Source organism: Alloiococcus sp. CFN-8 (genome assembly GCF_049943125.1).
Lineage (GTDB): Bacteria > Bacillota > Clostridia > Clostridiales > Clostridiaceae > JAEXZL01.
The window spans coordinates 2857202-2874336 of the sequence record NZ_CP188040.1 but is presented as its reverse complement, the minus strand read 5'-3'; the positions used below and the strand labels follow the sequence as shown (position 1 = coordinate 2874336).

The window sequence follows — 17135 nt, the reverse complement described above, 5'->3', positions numbered from 1 at the left end:
AGGCGTCCCTTTCCAGGACACCACCACAGCTTAAAATTATTTTACTATTTCGATTTCGGGATAGGTTGATTCCACCTGCATATAGAAGTCTTCAATTGCTTCTTCCTTTGTCATTTCTCCCTTTTGCACCGCTTCAATAGAAGCACCCCAGAAGGAACCTATCTGATCATCATATTTTGTTATCAAGGAAAAGTCTATATTCTTAGCTTCCTCCAGATAGAACTCATAGGTCTTTTGTCCACCAAAGGATTCATTTTCATAATCTGCATTTTCGTTAAGTACTTCAATATTAGATACAACATCACCATCAGAAGCTTCAAGCCACCACTGTGCAGTCTCCTTGTTTAAGGTAACAAACTTAATGAAGTCCCAGGCCTTGTCCTTATTATCGCTAAAGGAATTTATTCCTAAGAAGGTTCCTCCACCAAAGTAAGAAGAAGGGCCAGAAGCTACACCGAAGTTCCCTTTATTATCTCCTGCATTATCTCTTACTATTAAAGCTCCCCAGGATGGAAGAGAGTAAGAGAAGACCTGAGTTTTTTCGTTGCCTTCAAGGGTATCAAGCTCATCAGCCTCAGTCCAACCGGCATCTACTGGAAGCTCTCCCGCCATGGAAGCATACCAGGCAGCAGACCATTCTGGTGCAAAGGCAACTAAATCCTCTTGATAAAGCTTCACAGCAGCATCCATATAAGCTATACGAGATTCTGATAGCTCAAGCTTACCATCCTCAACCCAAGGAGCAGAAGCATTTGCATACCATCTAAGATTTCCTGAATCAGCAAATATTCTATAGCCCTTAGCCTTAACTTCTTCAGCTGTTTTAAGAATTGTATCAAAGTCTTTAAACTTTTCACCTATTACCACTGGATCATCAGTTCCATAGATTTCCTTAGCTAGGTCTCTTCTGTAGATGATGCTTCCTGGAGTTACCTGATAGCTTAAGGCTCTAACGGTGCCGTTTTCATCCTTACCAGCTTCAAAGATATAGTCAACTATCTGGTCTTTATAATCCTCAACCTTGTATGGATCCTGGCTTAAATCTTCAAAGAAGCCAGCTTCAAAAAAGTTAGGCAGCATCTGTGGTTCACCAACAATTACATCAACATTCTTGTCTTTTGAGCCTAAGGTTGCTTGTAGCTTAGTGGGATAATCAGCAGGAGCTATAACCACTACCTCAACCTCTGTCCCTGTTTCCTCCTGATAACGCTTAGCAAATTGCTTAAGATCCTCTGCAAGAGTCCATACTACCAGCTTATCATCTCCACCCTTACTACCCTCAGATCCATTTTTGTCTCCGCAGGCAGCTAAAGAAAGAGCCATGACACTACTCAATATAAGTGCTAATAACTTTTTAACTTTCATAATGATCCTCCTCAGTGTTAACGTTTTTATTGCTTATGTTTATATTATACAAACTACTATTTTTCTTTATAATTATCCGTTTTTTTAAAAAGGTGTTATTTTTTTATGTGGTTAATTATTTGTAAGTAATCGTTACAATGCTGTGGCTTTCAAGAGTAAGCTCTGTACCCTTTCCTTCCTCTCTAAGAGTTACAGGGATAGCTTCCTCCCCTTTATTTAATAATATTACTACCCTTTCCCCATCAGGATTAACAAAGGCTACAGCCTGTACTTTATCTGTATATCTAGTTAATGCTATTCTCTTAGCTCCCTTTTTTATATACTTACTAAAATGACCGATATAGTAATATGAAAGCTTTTTATCTAAAGCATCGTATTTACTATCACAAAGTATCGGTGCCGCACAGTAATTCCCTACATGATTAGGTCCTCCCTGTTCATCTAATAGAAGATTCCAATCATAAAAGCCACTTATTCCTCCATTAAGATTTCCAATCATGTCATGAGCATACATCTCAGCTTTTTTAATTTCTCCAGAATCACTAAATCTAGAGTACTCCACACAACCTTCTGTAAAATAAAGCTTTAGCTCAGGATACTGCTTTTTAATAAGCTCTAGAGCTTCAAAGTGGTCTCCTGTATACCAGTGAACACCGACTCCCTTAGTATATTTTTTAGCTTTCTCATCCTTAAGGGTATCTCTAACTCTGTTAAAGGCTTCTTCCTTATTATGATCCCATATCAATATGTCTACCTTCTCAAGTCCCGCAGCTTCTAGAGCGGGCCCAAGATAATCTCTAACAAAGAGACTCTCCTCTTCTGCAGTATAGATGCAGGAGTCCCAGGTTTGAACTGCCATAGGCTCATTTTGTACTGTTACAGAGGATATCTCTATCCCTTCCTCTTTATAAGCTTTAATAAACTTTACAAAATACTTTGCCCAAGCTTCATAGTACTCACCCTTCAGCTTTCCTCCATGATTCATATCTCCGTTTGTTTTCATAAAGGCTGGAGGAGACCAAGGAGAGGCTAGGAAGCTTATATCTCCAGAAGCTTTTTTTATAGCCTCTTTTACCATTGGTAAGATAAGCTCCTTATCATGAGCTATGTCAAAGGTTCTGAGAGCTTCGTCTCCCTCTTCTATATAGGTATAATTACCTAAGGCAAAATCACAGCTGTTTATGTGAACTCTCCCCATATTGTATTTAAGTCCAGTTTCACCGAAATAGTCCTCAATAAGCTGCTCCTTAAGCTTTTCTGATAGCTTCGAATAATTGTAAGCACTTGCCTCGGTGAAGGCTCCTCCAAAGCCCTCTATCTCCTGATAGGAAACCTCAGGATATATATTAATTACCTTCATACAGTCGGAAACCTTAGAAGCTTCCCTTTCTTCCTGCTGCCAGTATTTATTGTTCTTTAAATCTGTTGTAATAAGCTTCAGCTTTTTCATGGGTAACCCTCCTAAATAAGTTTTATGACAATACTATCTACGAAGCCCTCTCTCACCTCTAGTGCTTCCTTCTCTCCTAAAGCTCCATGAGTATTTTTGTATACCTCACCATTTTTATAATTTAAGACAAGCTCCTCTATACTGTATTCACCAGGTATATAGCTCTTCTTCTCCGAGAGAATATAGCTAACCTTAACAGCTCCAAGGAACATAGCCTCTATTCTTTTATTTTCATCTATCAGATAATCAGGTATTGTAGGCGCAAAGGTTAATGATGTCTTCCCTTCCTTAAGGGAGAAGGGCTTTAAGCCAAAAAGCATTATCTGCCATATATTAATAAATTCCACTGTAGAACCGCTAAGTCTCGCCACGAAGCCTTTACCATGGATGCTTTCATTAAGATTTTCACTGCTAGCTATAAAAGAAGAATTTTCATAAATACTCCTTCCATAAACCTCAGGCTTTAAAAACGGTACCGCTGCTTTTCCAAAATCCTCAACAAATTCTCTATATAGTCCTGACTTTAATAGCTCTAAGAAATATTTGTACTCCATATGAAGCCATATAGATTCATTTTCCAGCCAGCCAGGAGTAAATGCCTTAGCTCGGCCGATTTCATAGGAAGCCTCTTGAAGAGAAGCGTTTACCTTATACATAGAAAGCTTTTTATCATATAAATCACTATTTTTAACCAGAGTATAAAGCTCTTTCTTTTTATCCACAGGATAATTCAGCTTTAAGTATCTTACAGGTCCTTCCAGGAATATGGGCATTGGCTTAACCTCAAAATGCAGAGGTATTATTCCGTCTGAGCCTTCTTCATATGAAGTCACCTCATATATAAAGTAAGTTGGACACACACCTTCCTTTATAGCAACAGCCTTTTTAATTCCTTTTTCCACTATAGTCTTCCAGAGCACCAGGATATCAGTTAAATAACTGCTATCTAAATAAGACTTACTGCCGGATATGCCATAGTAGGTTTCTTCTCTATATCTTTCCTTAATATCGTTTATCCTGTTCCAGAAGCTTATAACCTCCATATCTCTCATAAGAGCTTCCTTTTCCTCTAAAGCTGCATTATAAAGATCTATTATGAGTTCTTTTATTGGCTCTAATAGGGATATTTCTCCAGGATACTTAGTAAGAGCTTCTATAGTGTAATTTAGGTTTCTTAAGAGCTCATAGGTTTCGGCCATGGAAGAGCCAAATAGTCCTGGAAGACCATTTAAAGCATCATACCAGCCAGGCTTTCCCCCTTCCATTTCTATACCCATACCATAAGGGTCTAAAGCAGCAACCTTTATTGCTGATAAAAGTATGAGCTTCTCTATAAGAGAGGAATGAATAACCTCGCCATTTCCATAATTATCCCTTAAAAGCTTTTCAGATCCATCTCTTTTACTCTCTTCATCAAGAGCATGGTACTGTCTTATCCCATTCTCTGTTTTTACATATTTCTGGTGCCTTTTCTTAATATTTATCTGAGATAAGAAATAGCTGTACTCTTCATTAAATAATAGCTCCCTTTCCTTCTCAGGGAAGATATTAAGATAGTTTTCTATTAAGTCTAAATTATAAGTCCAGTGGTCACTCCAGTAGCCTTCTCCGAAGGTACCATTAACCATACTTTTAGACGCTTCCATTATAGCATCAAAAAGATATTTATAAATATCATCCTTCTTTAAATTAAAGTGTAAAAGTTTTTTATAGAGCTCTCCGGGGGTAAAAGGCTCTTTAAGTTTCTCTATTATATTTTCATTATCCTCTATCCCAGAATGGGCAAGAATCTCCTTAAGCTTTTTCTCTTCAATAGTATAAGTAACCTTATCTATAACTAAGGGGTTATAGCCATCAAGCTGAATCAAGCTGTAAAAGGTTTTTATATTTTCTCTATCTAAATAGGGAGCAAAGAACACATCACATCTTCTATTCTGATTTACATCTCTGTAATTCCCATTTCCTTGAGAATAATATTCAGGAAGCATTGAAAAATAGTTATAGTCCCTCTCTAAATCCCCATGCTTTCTGGAATAGGCATAAAATATCTTATCCTTCCCAAGGGTAATTGGATAGCCACCCCTCAGAATATTATCAAGATAAGTATGCCTGCAGTAGGCATCAAATTCTTCTGAGCCTGTGGAAGTCTTTATTCCAAGGGTCAATTCATCTATTAAGCTAACTGCTTCTCTTTTTTTATCTTCAAAGTAATCATAGTCTATTCTATTTAAGAAAAAGGTCTCTAGCTCTTTCTTATTTTCTACCTGCCCTATTACTTGATAAATACTAATCTCTTCATCAGCCTCAAGTGTTTTTTCAAATCCATAGAAGCTGCAGGGAAGCTGATTCTTAGTTACCTGCTTTGAAGCTAGTAAGCCTTTTAATCCTTTATCAATAAAGCCTTGCGCCTTTTCAAGAGAGGTATCATAAGAGAAAACAAGCTCAGGATCTACAATTGGTTTAAGCCGATCTCCTTCTTTTAGACAAGCGAAAGAAAAGTTACCTCCCTTTATCTCACATACATCTGCAGTATCCTTTGTGCTAACCCTTACTCTAAAGCAAGGCACTCCTTCTTCCACATCCTCTACCTGCATCCAAGCCTTCACTGTCTGTCCCATAGCTTTCATAGACATCATATCCACACCAAAGGGGACTATTGCTGGCATACCATCTAAAAGCTCTAGGTTTATAGCTTCCTCAGCCAAATTTTTAATAGTTACCTTTCTTACAAGGGCTCCTAAGGGTTCTCCCGGTAAGGTAAAATATTCAACGGTAGTTAAGATTTCATTTTCTTCATCTACTTCTTCTATAGCCAGTGAATTCATGTAAACATCCATCTTGTGAACCTTTTCTTCTCTGCTAAAGGGTTCTAAATAGCTTCCATTTTTCTTTATAAAAGTCCTAAACCCAGTCCTCTTTACATTCTGATAAGCTTGATGAGCAGGATAAAACTCCATAATTGCATTATCTTTATTCTCTAATCCAAAGCTTACTATACCTTGACCTCTATTTACATAGAAGCACCAGATTGGTATTCCATGAGTGCCACTTATCCCTGGCAAAAAGCTAGAAAAGGTAGATTTCCTTCCATAGCTCTCAAGAGTATATTTTATACTGTTCTCGCTCATTCACTTCCCTCCTCCAATTTTTCTTTAGTCATTAATAAAATGAATCAATATATAAATTATAAAAAAGGTCCACTCTTAAAGAAATGGACCTTTTTTCATAATAGGTTTGTTTTTTTTAGTTTTAGTATAAGTTTAGGGAGCTATGACAAAAGCTTAAAACCAACTTTTTATAAGCTTGCTAAGAACATAGATAACAGTCTTTAACAGACTTTTACTTCTATTATCCTTAGTATTTTTAAATACAGGTGTTCCTGCATACTCTTTGCCATTTCTCTCATAGGTTACCTCTGCTTCATAGCCTTCTCTCACTCTCGTTACATTAACATTTACAGTGTAGGTTGAGCCATCGATTTTAATCTTGTTATTTGACAGTGGCTGTTGTGTTAAGGTAAAGGTATATAAGCCTTCCTTTTTGAAGGATAAAGGATTAAAGGTAATGCTTTCACCGATATTTCCCTTAGTGTCAATAACTTCTCCCTGTTCATTCTTTAGGATAAAGGTATATTGATTATCCTCCACTGCTCCTCTATCATAGGTTACCTGAGCCCCTATTTCAACTATAGCAGCATAGGCCTCTAGAATGTTCATCTTAAGCTGTCTTTCCATCCCTAGGAGATATCCTTCAGAGGAGCTTCCCTTGATTAAGGTACTATTCTTGCTCATGGATAAGCTTGTTTCACCAAGATTCTCTAAAGCCTTAAATCTTAAGGTTACTATCTCTCCATTTTCACTTATTACTTTATCTGAAGCTGCTGTTGCTGTAATATTAACTGTACCTGAGGACAAGTCATAAGCTAATACAGCACCATCCTCGTTCATAGCGCCAGCCTTTTCAACAGCTATGAGCTGAAGCTTTGTATCATCAAAGGTTACAGTAGAATTTATACCCTTAAGATCCTTTGTTTCACCAGCAAAGTAGTTAATTGCCACGGTGAATTCCTCACCCTCATACACATTCTCAGGAGCTGAAAGATGTAGAGTTCCTGGAGAAGCTTCTACAGGTGCGAAGCCCCTATAGGTTAGCTTAAAGTCATCATAATATGCTGCTGAGGTAGTAAAGTAATTGGAAGCACCGGCAAATAGTCTTGCATAAACTGCTCCTTCTGGCGCCTTCACTACAGCTTTTACTCTCTGCCACTCCTTATGACCGGAACGAACATGGATTATATTCACCCCATCCTTATCGCTTCCTACCTGCTTACCATTTGCATCAAAATATCTTAAGAAGAAGCTTACGCTACCATCCTCTAAGAATAGCTCCGCAGAGGCTGTATATTCAACACCAGGAACTACAGATATATAGTCACTCTGTACAAATACTGTTTCATTTTGTGCCTTATCAACAATTCTTAAGCTGTTGTCACCACTGCTGCTTCTATCACTGGTAATTCCAAAGGAAACATTAGCAGTAATATTAGAGAATAATGAAGACCAACCAGGAATAGTATTTCCTCTTAAAGGCTCTTCAAAGCTATTATTATATATAGGAACTTCAATTTCCTCTTCCTCTGCTGGTGGTTCTTCAAGAACTCCACCATCTATTACTGGTATCATTTTAAGGGTAGTAGGGCTAGCATCTATATAATATATATTTTCATTACCTTGGCTGTCCTTTGCCAGAGCTATAAAGTCTACCTCTGGACCGGAGCCGATTAAGGTCACATGGTCTAAGGTATCTGGTTTCATAACTGTTAGCTTTCCAGCCACATCAGTGTATAGTAAACCATCCTCACCAAACAATATGTGTACAGGCCTCCACATTCCTCTATCTACTATCTCTGGATATATATTTTTATATTTAACTACCTGATAGGTATCTGGATCCATGGCAAATATTATACCATCAACAGCTCCCCAGAGAAGTCCATCATGGAAGGTTAAGCCACTGATTAGCACAGGGGTATCTAATCCAGGTATATCAAGAGAGAATTCAGTAAGCTTTGTCTTCCCCTCTACATCCCATACAAACATCTTAGCTTCCTCAGCTGTTGGATTTATGTCAAGTCCTCCACGGATGGTGGTTGAACCATAAATCTTACCATCCCTATAGGCTAAGCCTACGATGCTCTGATCTTGAACCACATTTTTATAGGTTTCTCTTTCACCAGTAGCAGGATCGTATATAGTCAGGGTTCCACCGAGCTTTCCATAGTCAGGTATAGTTCCTATGAGAAGCTTATTATTCTCAAACTTCATTATATATGGTCTATCTTGACTGTACTCATCCTTTAAGTTAAATAAAGTCTCTATAGCTAAACTAGAAGTATCCATCTTTTGAATAATAGCCCCTGGATACATTCCGAAGTATAAATCATTGCCATTACCAGCTACAATACCCTCAGCTTGTCCTTGAGTATAGGTGGTAAAGGTACCAGTCTTAGTATTATATTTAGAACCCTTAGGTCCTCCAGGGTAGGTAGTCATATATAAATTACCGTCATTTCCTGCAGCTAAATTATGCAGGGTCAGTGGATTAGCCTCCATTACACAAGGCAGCTCTGAGGATGCTCCTGTATCAACATCAGCAACAAGCATGGTGCCATTTCTTTTTACAGTAATTAATGATGGCTCTCCTTCAGTGAGCTCTACAAAGCCTGCTCCTCTAAAACCAGCAGCATATTTTACTCCTGTCAGCCTAGTCTCAAAGGTATCTAGATTTATTTCTGTTACCTCACGACTCCAAATAACATAGGCCTTATTATCCTTAACAGGAATTTGATTACTAAAGCCAAAGGTACCATAATCATCTGCTGATCCATCACCTACCTTAGCTAGCTTTTTATCAAGCCATGTCTGGGTTTCTAAATCATAAAAAATAATAGCATTTAGATTACCATCATCAATTCTAACAAATAGATAATCCCCTACTACAGCCATATCGTAGGCAAATTTGATATCCTTTTGTTCCTTTCCTAAAAGCTCTGGTATATTTTTAGTTATATTTTCTTTTTCTAAGGTATCTACGTTTATTCTATATACCTTACCAATAGTTCCTAGACCAGCATAGATATAACCATCGGCATAGGCCATAGAACGTACATAGCTATTTTCTGTGTCTACTTGTCCAAGGTCAGTGAACTTTCCAGTAGAAGGCTCATACTTAACTATTTTTCCCGAAGGATAGGTACCTAAATAAACATTTCCCTGTTCATCTATGGCGCTAGACCATACCTGTTCACCCTCATGGATTATCCCTAGCTTTTTTACAACCCTACCCTCTGGTTTATAGCTCCACAGCTCACCAGCATTACCAGCAGCTAAGCCCCCTATATAAACAGTACCATCTGGTGCTAGAGAATGGGTCCAAACTTGGGTTACCTCACCCAGCTGTGTAGCAAATAAAAGCTTATTATCCTTTAAATCAACTACATTAAACTTTCCGCCATCAGCAGTGGTATAAACAACATCTCTACCGTTTTCCTTAGCTATTATTGATGTCTTAATGGATACATCTGACGCAGCCACTCCTAGGTCCACAGAGCTCTTAAAGCCTCTATCCCCAAGCTTCTTAGCAACGGTTTCCTCTGAAGCTGCAAAGCCACTCACGGGTATTAAGGATAAAAAAATTATTATAGTCAGTATAGCTGAAACACTAAATCTAAACCTTTTTGACATAAGATATCCTCCTCATAATACTAGTATTTAAAAAACTGCTTAAACTTCTACAAGCTCAAACTTATCTTAATTTACCTAAACCTCCCCTCTAATTGATATATGACACAAAAATTAACATTTCTTTAACAAATGTGTTTATTCTTAGTTAATATTACATATGTTTACGATTTCATTTTAAATATTTTACACAAATTATTAAACTAACTACCTTGCTAATTTATAGGAATATATTGCTATATTTAATGATAAATAAAATAGAACTAAAATTTTACAAAAAGAAAAGCAGCCCATGCTGCTTATTAATAATATTTATTTTGTAGTTTCTTCCTCCTCTGTTCCTCCTGGAATGTCATCATAAAGCTATAATATATCTCTAGGAACTCTGTATCCTTAAGATAAACCATTGCTCTTCTTTTTAGTATTTCTGGAATTCCATAATACCCTTCAGCTATGGCACAGGTTATAGTTGCAATGGTATCGCTATCTCCTCCTATAGAAATAGCGTTCCTCAAGGAATCCTCAAAGGAGCTTCCTTCTAAAAAAGCTGCTATGGCATAGGGTATACTTCCCTCTGCAGAGGAATTATAGCCGTACTGTGGCCTTATTTCATCCAGTGTAAAGCTGAAGTCATAGAACTTTTCAGCATAAGCTTTTATTTCTTCCTTATCTGCTCCATTTATAGAAAGATAAATACACCCAGCAACGACTACAGCACCTTTTATCCCCTCACTATGATTATGAGTTATCTCTGCACATAGCTTCGCAAGCTCTTCTGCCTCTTCCAGGCTTGCGGCTACATAGGCTATAGGTGCTACCCTCATAGCAGCACCATTCCCCAGGCTTCTATAAGGCATTGGCTTTTTTGCAATAAGCCACCTTTGAAACATACCAGCATAGCCTGCAAGGGGGTATAATCTACCAAGCCTCTGCATCTCTTCCGTTAAGTATTGCTTCATAACCTCTCTGGAGAGCTTTCCTAATAAATACCTTTCATCCTCCCATCTCCATCTCATTAAGCCATTAGCTACAGCGAAGTTTATAACCGTCTCATCAGTAAAATGGCAGCCTTCCTCAAAGAGTATAAAATCCTTTGTTTTTATGTTATTCCACTCATAAATGGAGCCTGCTATATCTCCAATAACTGCACCAAACATATTTTTCTCTCCTTATACATAATTAAAAACCGTAATTTCCTACGGTTCTGACCCAATATGTATAATATTCAGAGAGACTTATAAAATGACCAACATATAGAAATATCATAAATCTTTAAGGTCTGTTGTGTATTCATACAGGATTGTTAAAGATTTTGAAGATTTCTTAGCACTTTTACATAGGAATTTTTAATACAAAAAAGCTGGGATCAATATCCCAGCTTTTCATCCATAACCCCAAATATACTTAGCTATTTAACCTTTTTACTCTTACCGAGGTAGGCTTCCTTTATCCTATCATCGGCTAGAAGCTCTTTACCAGTTCCTGTTATGGTTATATGTCCTGTTTCCAGAACGTAGGCAGTGTTTGCTACCTGAAGGGCCATGTTGGCATTCTGCTCTATGAGGAGAACTGTTATACCATTGGCGTTGATTTCCTTAATAATATCGAAGATGCTTTTAACTACTAAGGGTGCAAGTCCTAAGGATGGCTCATCCATCATAATAAGCTTTGGTCTGCTCATCAGTGCCCTTCCTACAGCAAGCATCTGCTGCTCTCCTCCAGAAAGGGTACCAGCTAGCTGCCATTCACGCTCCTTAAGACGAGGGAATAAGGAAAATATATATTCATAATCCTTATCCAAATTGTCCTTCCTGAGATAAGCACCAATGCGGAGGTTTTCCTTAACGGTGAGATTTGCAAAAACCTTTCTGCCCTCCGGTACAAGGGTTATACCACTTTTAACTATAGCATCGGGAGTCTTTCCTACAAGCTCCTGTCCTTCAAAAAGTATAGAAGAATTCTTTGGCTTTACAAGACCTGCTATGGATTTTAAGGTTGTACTCTTTCCTGCTCCATTAGCACCAATGAGAGTAACTATTTCCCCTTGAGGAACGTTAAAGGATATGTTCTTTACTGCTTCTATACCGCCATAGGCTACGAATAAATTCTTAATTTCAAGTAAATTACTCTTCATCCTCTACCACCCCCAGATATGCATCTATAACTCTTTGATTGTTTTGTATTTCCTCCGGCCTACCTTCAGCAATAAGCTTACCGAAGTCAATAACATAAATTCTATCGGAAATATCCATTACCAGGTTAATATGATGCTCTATAAGTAAAACAGATAGCCTGAACTTATCACGAATATCATAGATAAAGGCTGTAAGCTCGTTGGTCTCCTGTGGATTCATTCCTGCTGCTGGCTCATCTAAAAGGAGCAGCTTTGGCTCTGTAGCTAAGGCTCTAGCAATTTCTAGCCTTCTCTGCTTACCATAAGGTAGAGAGGTTGCCAGCTCATCCTTTACCTCTTCTAGCCCAACAATCCTAAGTAGCTCCAGGGACTCCTGACGCATTTTTACCTCTTCCTTTTGGTTAAGCATAAGGGTTGCAGTAAATAGATTACTGGACCTTCTCATATGCTTAGCTACAAGAACATTTTCAAAAACCGTCATGGATTTAAACAGCCTTATATTCTGAAAGGTTCTGGCTATACCAAGCTTTGTGAGCTCATCGGGAGTTTTTACGATGGATCTTTTATATTCTCCGTTATTTTCTCCTCCATAAAGCTTTTTCATCTTCCCCTTAGGATAGTTCTCAAGTATAGTCTCATCATAATATTTCACTAACCCATTAGTAGCTTCATAAACTCCCGTAACAACATTGAAGGCTGTGGTCTTTCCAGCTCCATTAGGACCTATCAGGGATACAATTTCTCCTTCATTTACCTTTAAGGATAGGTTGTTAACCGCTATAACACCACCAAACTGCATAGTTATATTTTCAAGGGTTAAAACATTCCTTATTAAATCAGCCATTATTAACCCTCCCTGCTTTTTTAGATGAAAATTTCTTTTTCTTTTTAAACCAATTCACTACCCCTTCCAGGGAGTACTCCCGGGTTCCCATAATTCCCTGGCGGAAGAACAGCACCACTATCATGATTACTACTGAAAAAACTACCATTCTAAAGCCGCTTCTAAGTAGTGGAACCTTAAAGCTACCTATAAACATTTCCTGATCCAAAAATCTCAGCCACCACTCACTGCTGGCAACAAAGAGGAAGGAGCCCAGGATGCTTCCGGTGATAGAGCCTATACCTCCCAATACCACTATCAGCAGTATTTCATAGGTCATGGCAGATTTAAAGGCATTGGCCTGTACCGTAGTCTGATACATTGCCAGCATAGCTCCACCTACTCCTGCATAAAAGGAGCTAATTATAAAGGCCATCTGTTTATGCCTTGCAAGATTTATTCCCATGGCTTCTGCTGCTATCTCATCATCCCTAATTGCTTTAAAAGCCCTACCATAGGTTGATTTAATTAAAAGTACTATGGTAGCAATACATATCATCGCTATGATAAAGTATGGGAGAGCTCCCTGAAATTTAGTAAATTTCTTCAGGAGATTTGATCCATTGGTAATTGCTCCAAGCTTATCCCACTGGGCTATGGCACGGATAATTTCCGCAAAGCCTAAGGTTGCAATGGCAAGATAATCGCTCTTAAGCTTTAATACGGGATGTCCTATTAAAAATGCAAAAATAGCAGCAACTAAGCCTGCAAGAACCAAGGCTACCAAGGATGGCAGCTGAAACTGTACAAGACCACCGTTGAAATATTTATATACTGATTCCCTAGCTTCCACGGGGATAGTTAATATTCCATAGGTATAAGCTCCTAAGAGCATAAAGCCAGCCTGTCCTAGAGAAAATAGGCCAGTAAATCCATTTAAAAGATTCATGGAAACAGCCACAAGAGAATAGATTGCTCCCTTTTTTAAAACCGTGGAGAGCATTGAGGTTGGCTGCGTCACATCTAGAAAGTAAATAAAGCTAAGCAACAGCGCAATAAGAGCTCCATTTATAATTATTTTTGTTTTAGTTTTCATCTTCCCACCTACACTTTCTCTGAGGTCTTTTCTCCAAAGAGACCTGTTGGCTTAACCACAAGGATTATAATAAGGAGAGCAAAGGTAAAGGCATCACTAAAGGTAGTCATTTTAGCAGCCTTGATTAAGTTCTCACAAATTCCTATGATAAAGGCTCCAACTACAGCTCCCGGTACACTACCTATACCTCCAAACACTGCAGCAACAAAGGCCTTTAGCCCTGGCATTGCTCCTACCGTAGGAGAAACAGCTGTATAGCTGGAGAAATAAAGCATAGATCCCACAGCAGCCAGGAAGGAGCCTATGATAAAGGTTATGCTTATAACGGTATTAATCTTTATGCCCATAAGCTGTGAGGTTTCAAAATCCTTTGACACAGCACGCATGGCTATTCCGATTTTAGTGTACTTTAGCAGGAGCACCAGAGCTACTACAAGAACTATGGTGAGAATAGGCGTTATAACAGTAACTCTACTGATTGGCCATCCAAACGCCGTAACAGAATCGCTTATCCATGGAATTTCAGGATATACCTTTGCAAGACCACCAGTTACATACCAGGCCAGGTTTTGAAGAAGATAAGAAACTCCAATAGCAGAAATCATAATTGACATTCTCGGTGCCGACCTTAGAGGCTTATAAGCAAACCTCTCTACAGCAAAGCCAAGGCTCACCGTCAATATAATAACTAAAATTAATGAAACATATAAAGGCATAACAGTTGAAGAATAAACCATAATAAACCCTGCTACCATGAATATATCCGCATGAGCAAAATTAATCAGACGGAGTATACCATAAACCATGGTATAACCTATTGCTATCAAGGCATATTGTCCACCAACAGAAATACCTGAAAGTAGATATGGAATAATACCAGATAATGAATCCATGCATTGACCCTCCTTTTTAAAGAAAAGCGCGGAGAATATAAACTACTCCGCGCAAATTGTCTATATTCTTATATAACTATTTCACATCAGCAATGGTCTGGGTTTTCTCGAATTTAAAGGTGCCAGTTTTAACGTCCACAGTCTTTATATAAGCCATGTCCTTTTCAGCATCTCCAATTTCATTAAACTTTATAGAACCAGTTACTCCATCATAGGTAACATCAGAAAGTGCTGTAGCAATCTCCTCAGAATCAGTACTGTTAGCAGCCTTTATAGCCTCTAAAGCTACCATATAGCCATCATAGCCTAGAGCAGATACAGCAGCTACTGTATCATTGCCACCATTGTCAGTTAGCTTATCCTTATTATCATTAAGGTATTTTTTAAAGCCGTTTACAAATTCTGCTGCTGTAGCATTATCATCATTTTCATCAAAGAAGGTAGAAAGAGCTATATTTAAATCTGTTCCCTTTGCAGCGTCTAGTATTACGGAGTTTTCCCAAGTGTCTCCAGCCATTATTGAATAGTCAACCTTTGCTGAAGCAGCCTGTGAAATAATCAGTGAAGCAGCGGTGGTAGAGGATGGAGAGAAGAATACATCAGCGCCAGCATTAGTAGCACTAGTTATATAGGCTGAATAATCTGAGGTACCTTCTGGGAAGGTTTCATCAACAACCTTTCCTCCTAATTTTTCAAAAGCTTCTTTAAAATAGGTTGCTAACCCAACAGAATAATCATCACCTAGCTGTGCCAGAACATAAGCTGTCTTTGCTCCTGAATCAGCAGCATAGTTTGCCATAACTGTACCCTGGAAAGGATCAAGGAAGCAAATACGATAATAATAGTCGTTTCCTTCTGTAACTGCAGGATTAGTACAGGAGAGACCTATAGCTGGGATTCCAGCATCTGCAAAGGTATCTGCAGCAGCAATTGAAACGCCAGACCCATAGGAGCCAAGAACTACAGAAACCTGTTCTGAAACAAGAGTTGATGCAGCTGAAACTGCCTTATCTGTAGAAGACTGATTGTCCACCTTAACCAGCTCTATCTTGTACTCTTTACCATCGATTTCAACAGTGTCTTTAAGTGAGTGAGCATATTCGATACCAAGAGTCTCCTGCTTTCCCCCGGCACCATTATCACCTGAAGCAGGTTCAAAAATTCCTATCTTAATTACATTTTTATCAGAACCTCCACTTGTGCAACCAGTTAAAATCCCTGTTAAAGTTAAAACCATAACAAATGACATTCCCAAAGCAAGCAATTTTTTCATGATAACCCCCCCATTACTAATTTATTTATTCTGTTTGGTTTTTATTATAAAAAACCTAATAATAATATAAATTAACATACAATTTAATAAATTACAATACAATTGTTAAAAAATTATATATATTCTGTTAAAGTTTATCACTTTAGCAATTAGAACTGGCTTTATTTATTTTAATGAGAAAAATTTAACTTGAAATCGTACAGGTTCAGAGGATTTTGTAATTAAAAAATTGATAAATATTACGCAAAAAAACCAGCAGTATATATTATTACTGCTGGTAGGCATATTAAGTATATATTATTTTAACTCATGTATATAATTAAATCACTTTAAGCTTGGATGTACATATCTCTTTCTAGCTGAGGTTCCACCACCGTATTGAATGGCCTCAACAGGACATCTGTGAATACAGGCCAGGCATTGAACACATTGAGATTTTACCCAACTAGGCTTTCCATCGATTATTTCTATGGCTTTACTAGGACAAAGGCTCTGACAATTGCCGCAGGAAATGCATTTATCATCAGCATAGAACTTTTTTGTGCTTCTGCCATTTTTATAAAAATAATAAGCAACCTTAGTAATAAGCCTTCCCTTTAGCCCTAAAGGTAATATTACCTTTTCCTTAGCCTTTATGCTTGTAATAATACCCTTTAACTGCTTTTCACTCTTATTAAGTAAGGCTTCAGTCTTTTCTTTAGAAGGCACATTATACATAAGAACATAGTTATCAGGCATCAATAAAGGCTGAAGAAAATCTAGTGTATACCCCTTACCGCTGAGGAGCTCCTTAAGCTGACCACCTGCTCCTTCAATGGTGCCACCACAGGTTATCACTGTGAATATATAATTGTTTTTATAGCCTTTAAGCTCCAGCTTCTCTACAAACTCCTTTACAATAGAAGGTATACCATAATAATACACGGGAAACACAAAGCCTAAAGACTCTCCCTCTTGAAGCTCTATGGCCACTTCATTTTTTTCCATTAATAGGCTGATGCTTACAAGCTCTTCATTTATTTCCTCGGAAATTCTTTTAGCAGCATAATAGGAATTTCCTGTGCCAGTAAAATATAAAATCATTATTCTCCCCTCCTACCTATAAGGCCGTTGTTTCAATAGCTTCACCTTCTGTAGCCTTATCCTTTTTGGCTATGGCAAGGAGTAGTCCTAGGGCAATGGACAAAAAGGCTGAAACTATAACCCACACAATCAAGGCCAAAGCCCATATAAAATCTCCCTTTTTCATCATACACCTCGAATTAATAATTACTTCTCTCTACTTACTAGGCTATTAAACCCATGTTATTCTTTATAGGACATAGCTCTATTATTATAACATCAAAACATAAAATTATTAA

General features: G+C 37.9%; 12 protein-coding genes. All 12 read right to left on the bottom strand.

The features are described 5' to 3' along the window. Window positions 1-36 precede the first annotated feature (36 nt). On the bottom strand, window positions 37-1365 hold the full coding sequence (locus ACPWSR_RS13420; RefSeq protein WP_426348740.1) for an ABC transporter substrate-binding protein: 1329 nt from the start codon (window positions 1363-1365) through the stop codon (window positions 37-39). Between the two features lie 115 nt (window positions 1366-1480). Then, on the bottom strand, window positions 1481-2815 hold the full coding sequence (locus ACPWSR_RS13415) for a glycoside hydrolase family 30 protein (RefSeq protein WP_426348739.1): 1335 nt from the start codon (window positions 2813-2815) through the stop codon (window positions 1481-1483). Window positions 2816-2826: 11 nt separating this feature from the next. Next, on the bottom strand, window positions 2827-5943 hold the full coding sequence (locus ACPWSR_RS13410; protein ID WP_426348738.1) for a hypothetical protein: 3117 nt from the start codon (window positions 5941-5943) through the stop codon (window positions 2827-2829). Between the two features lie 153 nt (window positions 5944-6096). Then, window positions 6097-9558 (bottom strand): cohesin domain-containing protein, encoded by a 3462-nt coding sequence (locus ACPWSR_RS13405; RefSeq protein ID WP_426348737.1) that lies wholly within the window; start codon window positions 9556-9558, stop codon window positions 6097-6099. A gap of 299 nt (window positions 9559-9857) precedes the next feature. Continuing rightward, the gene (locus ACPWSR_RS13400; RefSeq protein ID WP_426348736.1) at window positions 9858-10712 is read right to left on the bottom strand and encodes an ADP-ribosylglycohydrolase family protein; all 855 of its coding nucleotides are present in this window, start codon (window positions 10710-10712) and stop codon (window positions 9858-9860) included. Window positions 10713-10963: 251 nt separating this feature from the next. Further along, window positions 10964-11689: an ABC transporter ATP-binding protein gene (locus ACPWSR_RS13395; protein WP_426348735.1), complete on the bottom strand. Its 726-nt coding sequence runs from the start codon at window positions 11687-11689 to the stop codon at window positions 10964-10966. After that, a complete protein-coding gene (locus ACPWSR_RS13390) occupies window positions 11679-12533 on the bottom strand; it encodes an ABC transporter ATP-binding protein (RefSeq protein WP_426348734.1) in 855 nt (284 codons plus the stop codon). Before ACPWSR_RS13390 ends, ACPWSR_RS13395 begins: the two co-directional genes overlap by 11 nt. Then, on the bottom strand, window positions 12526-13608 hold the full coding sequence (locus ACPWSR_RS13385) for a branched-chain amino acid ABC transporter permease (protein WP_426348733.1): 1083 nt from the start codon (window positions 13606-13608) through the stop codon (window positions 12526-12528). Before ACPWSR_RS13385 ends, ACPWSR_RS13390 begins: the two co-directional genes overlap by 8 nt. Before the next feature lie 8 nt (window positions 13609-13616). Then, complete coding sequence (locus ACPWSR_RS13380) at window positions 13617-14501, bottom strand: branched-chain amino acid ABC transporter permease (protein WP_426348732.1); 885 nt, start codon at window positions 14499-14501, stop codon at window positions 13617-13619. 76 nt (window positions 14502-14577) lie between these two features. Further along, window positions 14578-15774, bottom strand: coding sequence for an ABC transporter substrate-binding protein (locus ACPWSR_RS13375; protein WP_426348731.1), 1197 nt, complete (start codon window positions 15772-15774; stop codon window positions 14578-14580). A 324-nt stretch (window positions 15775-16098) separates the two neighbouring features. Continuing rightward, window positions 16099-16857: an EFR1 family ferrodoxin gene (locus ACPWSR_RS13370; RefSeq protein WP_426348730.1), complete on the bottom strand. Its 759-nt coding sequence runs from the start codon at window positions 16855-16857 to the stop codon at window positions 16099-16101. Between the two features lie 16 nt (window positions 16858-16873). Continuing rightward, window positions 16874-17026 (bottom strand): hypothetical protein, encoded by a 153-nt coding sequence (locus tag ACPWSR_RS13365; RefSeq protein ID WP_426348729.1) that lies wholly within the window; start codon window positions 17024-17026, stop codon window positions 16874-16876. Window positions 17027-17135 lie beyond the last annotated feature (109 nt).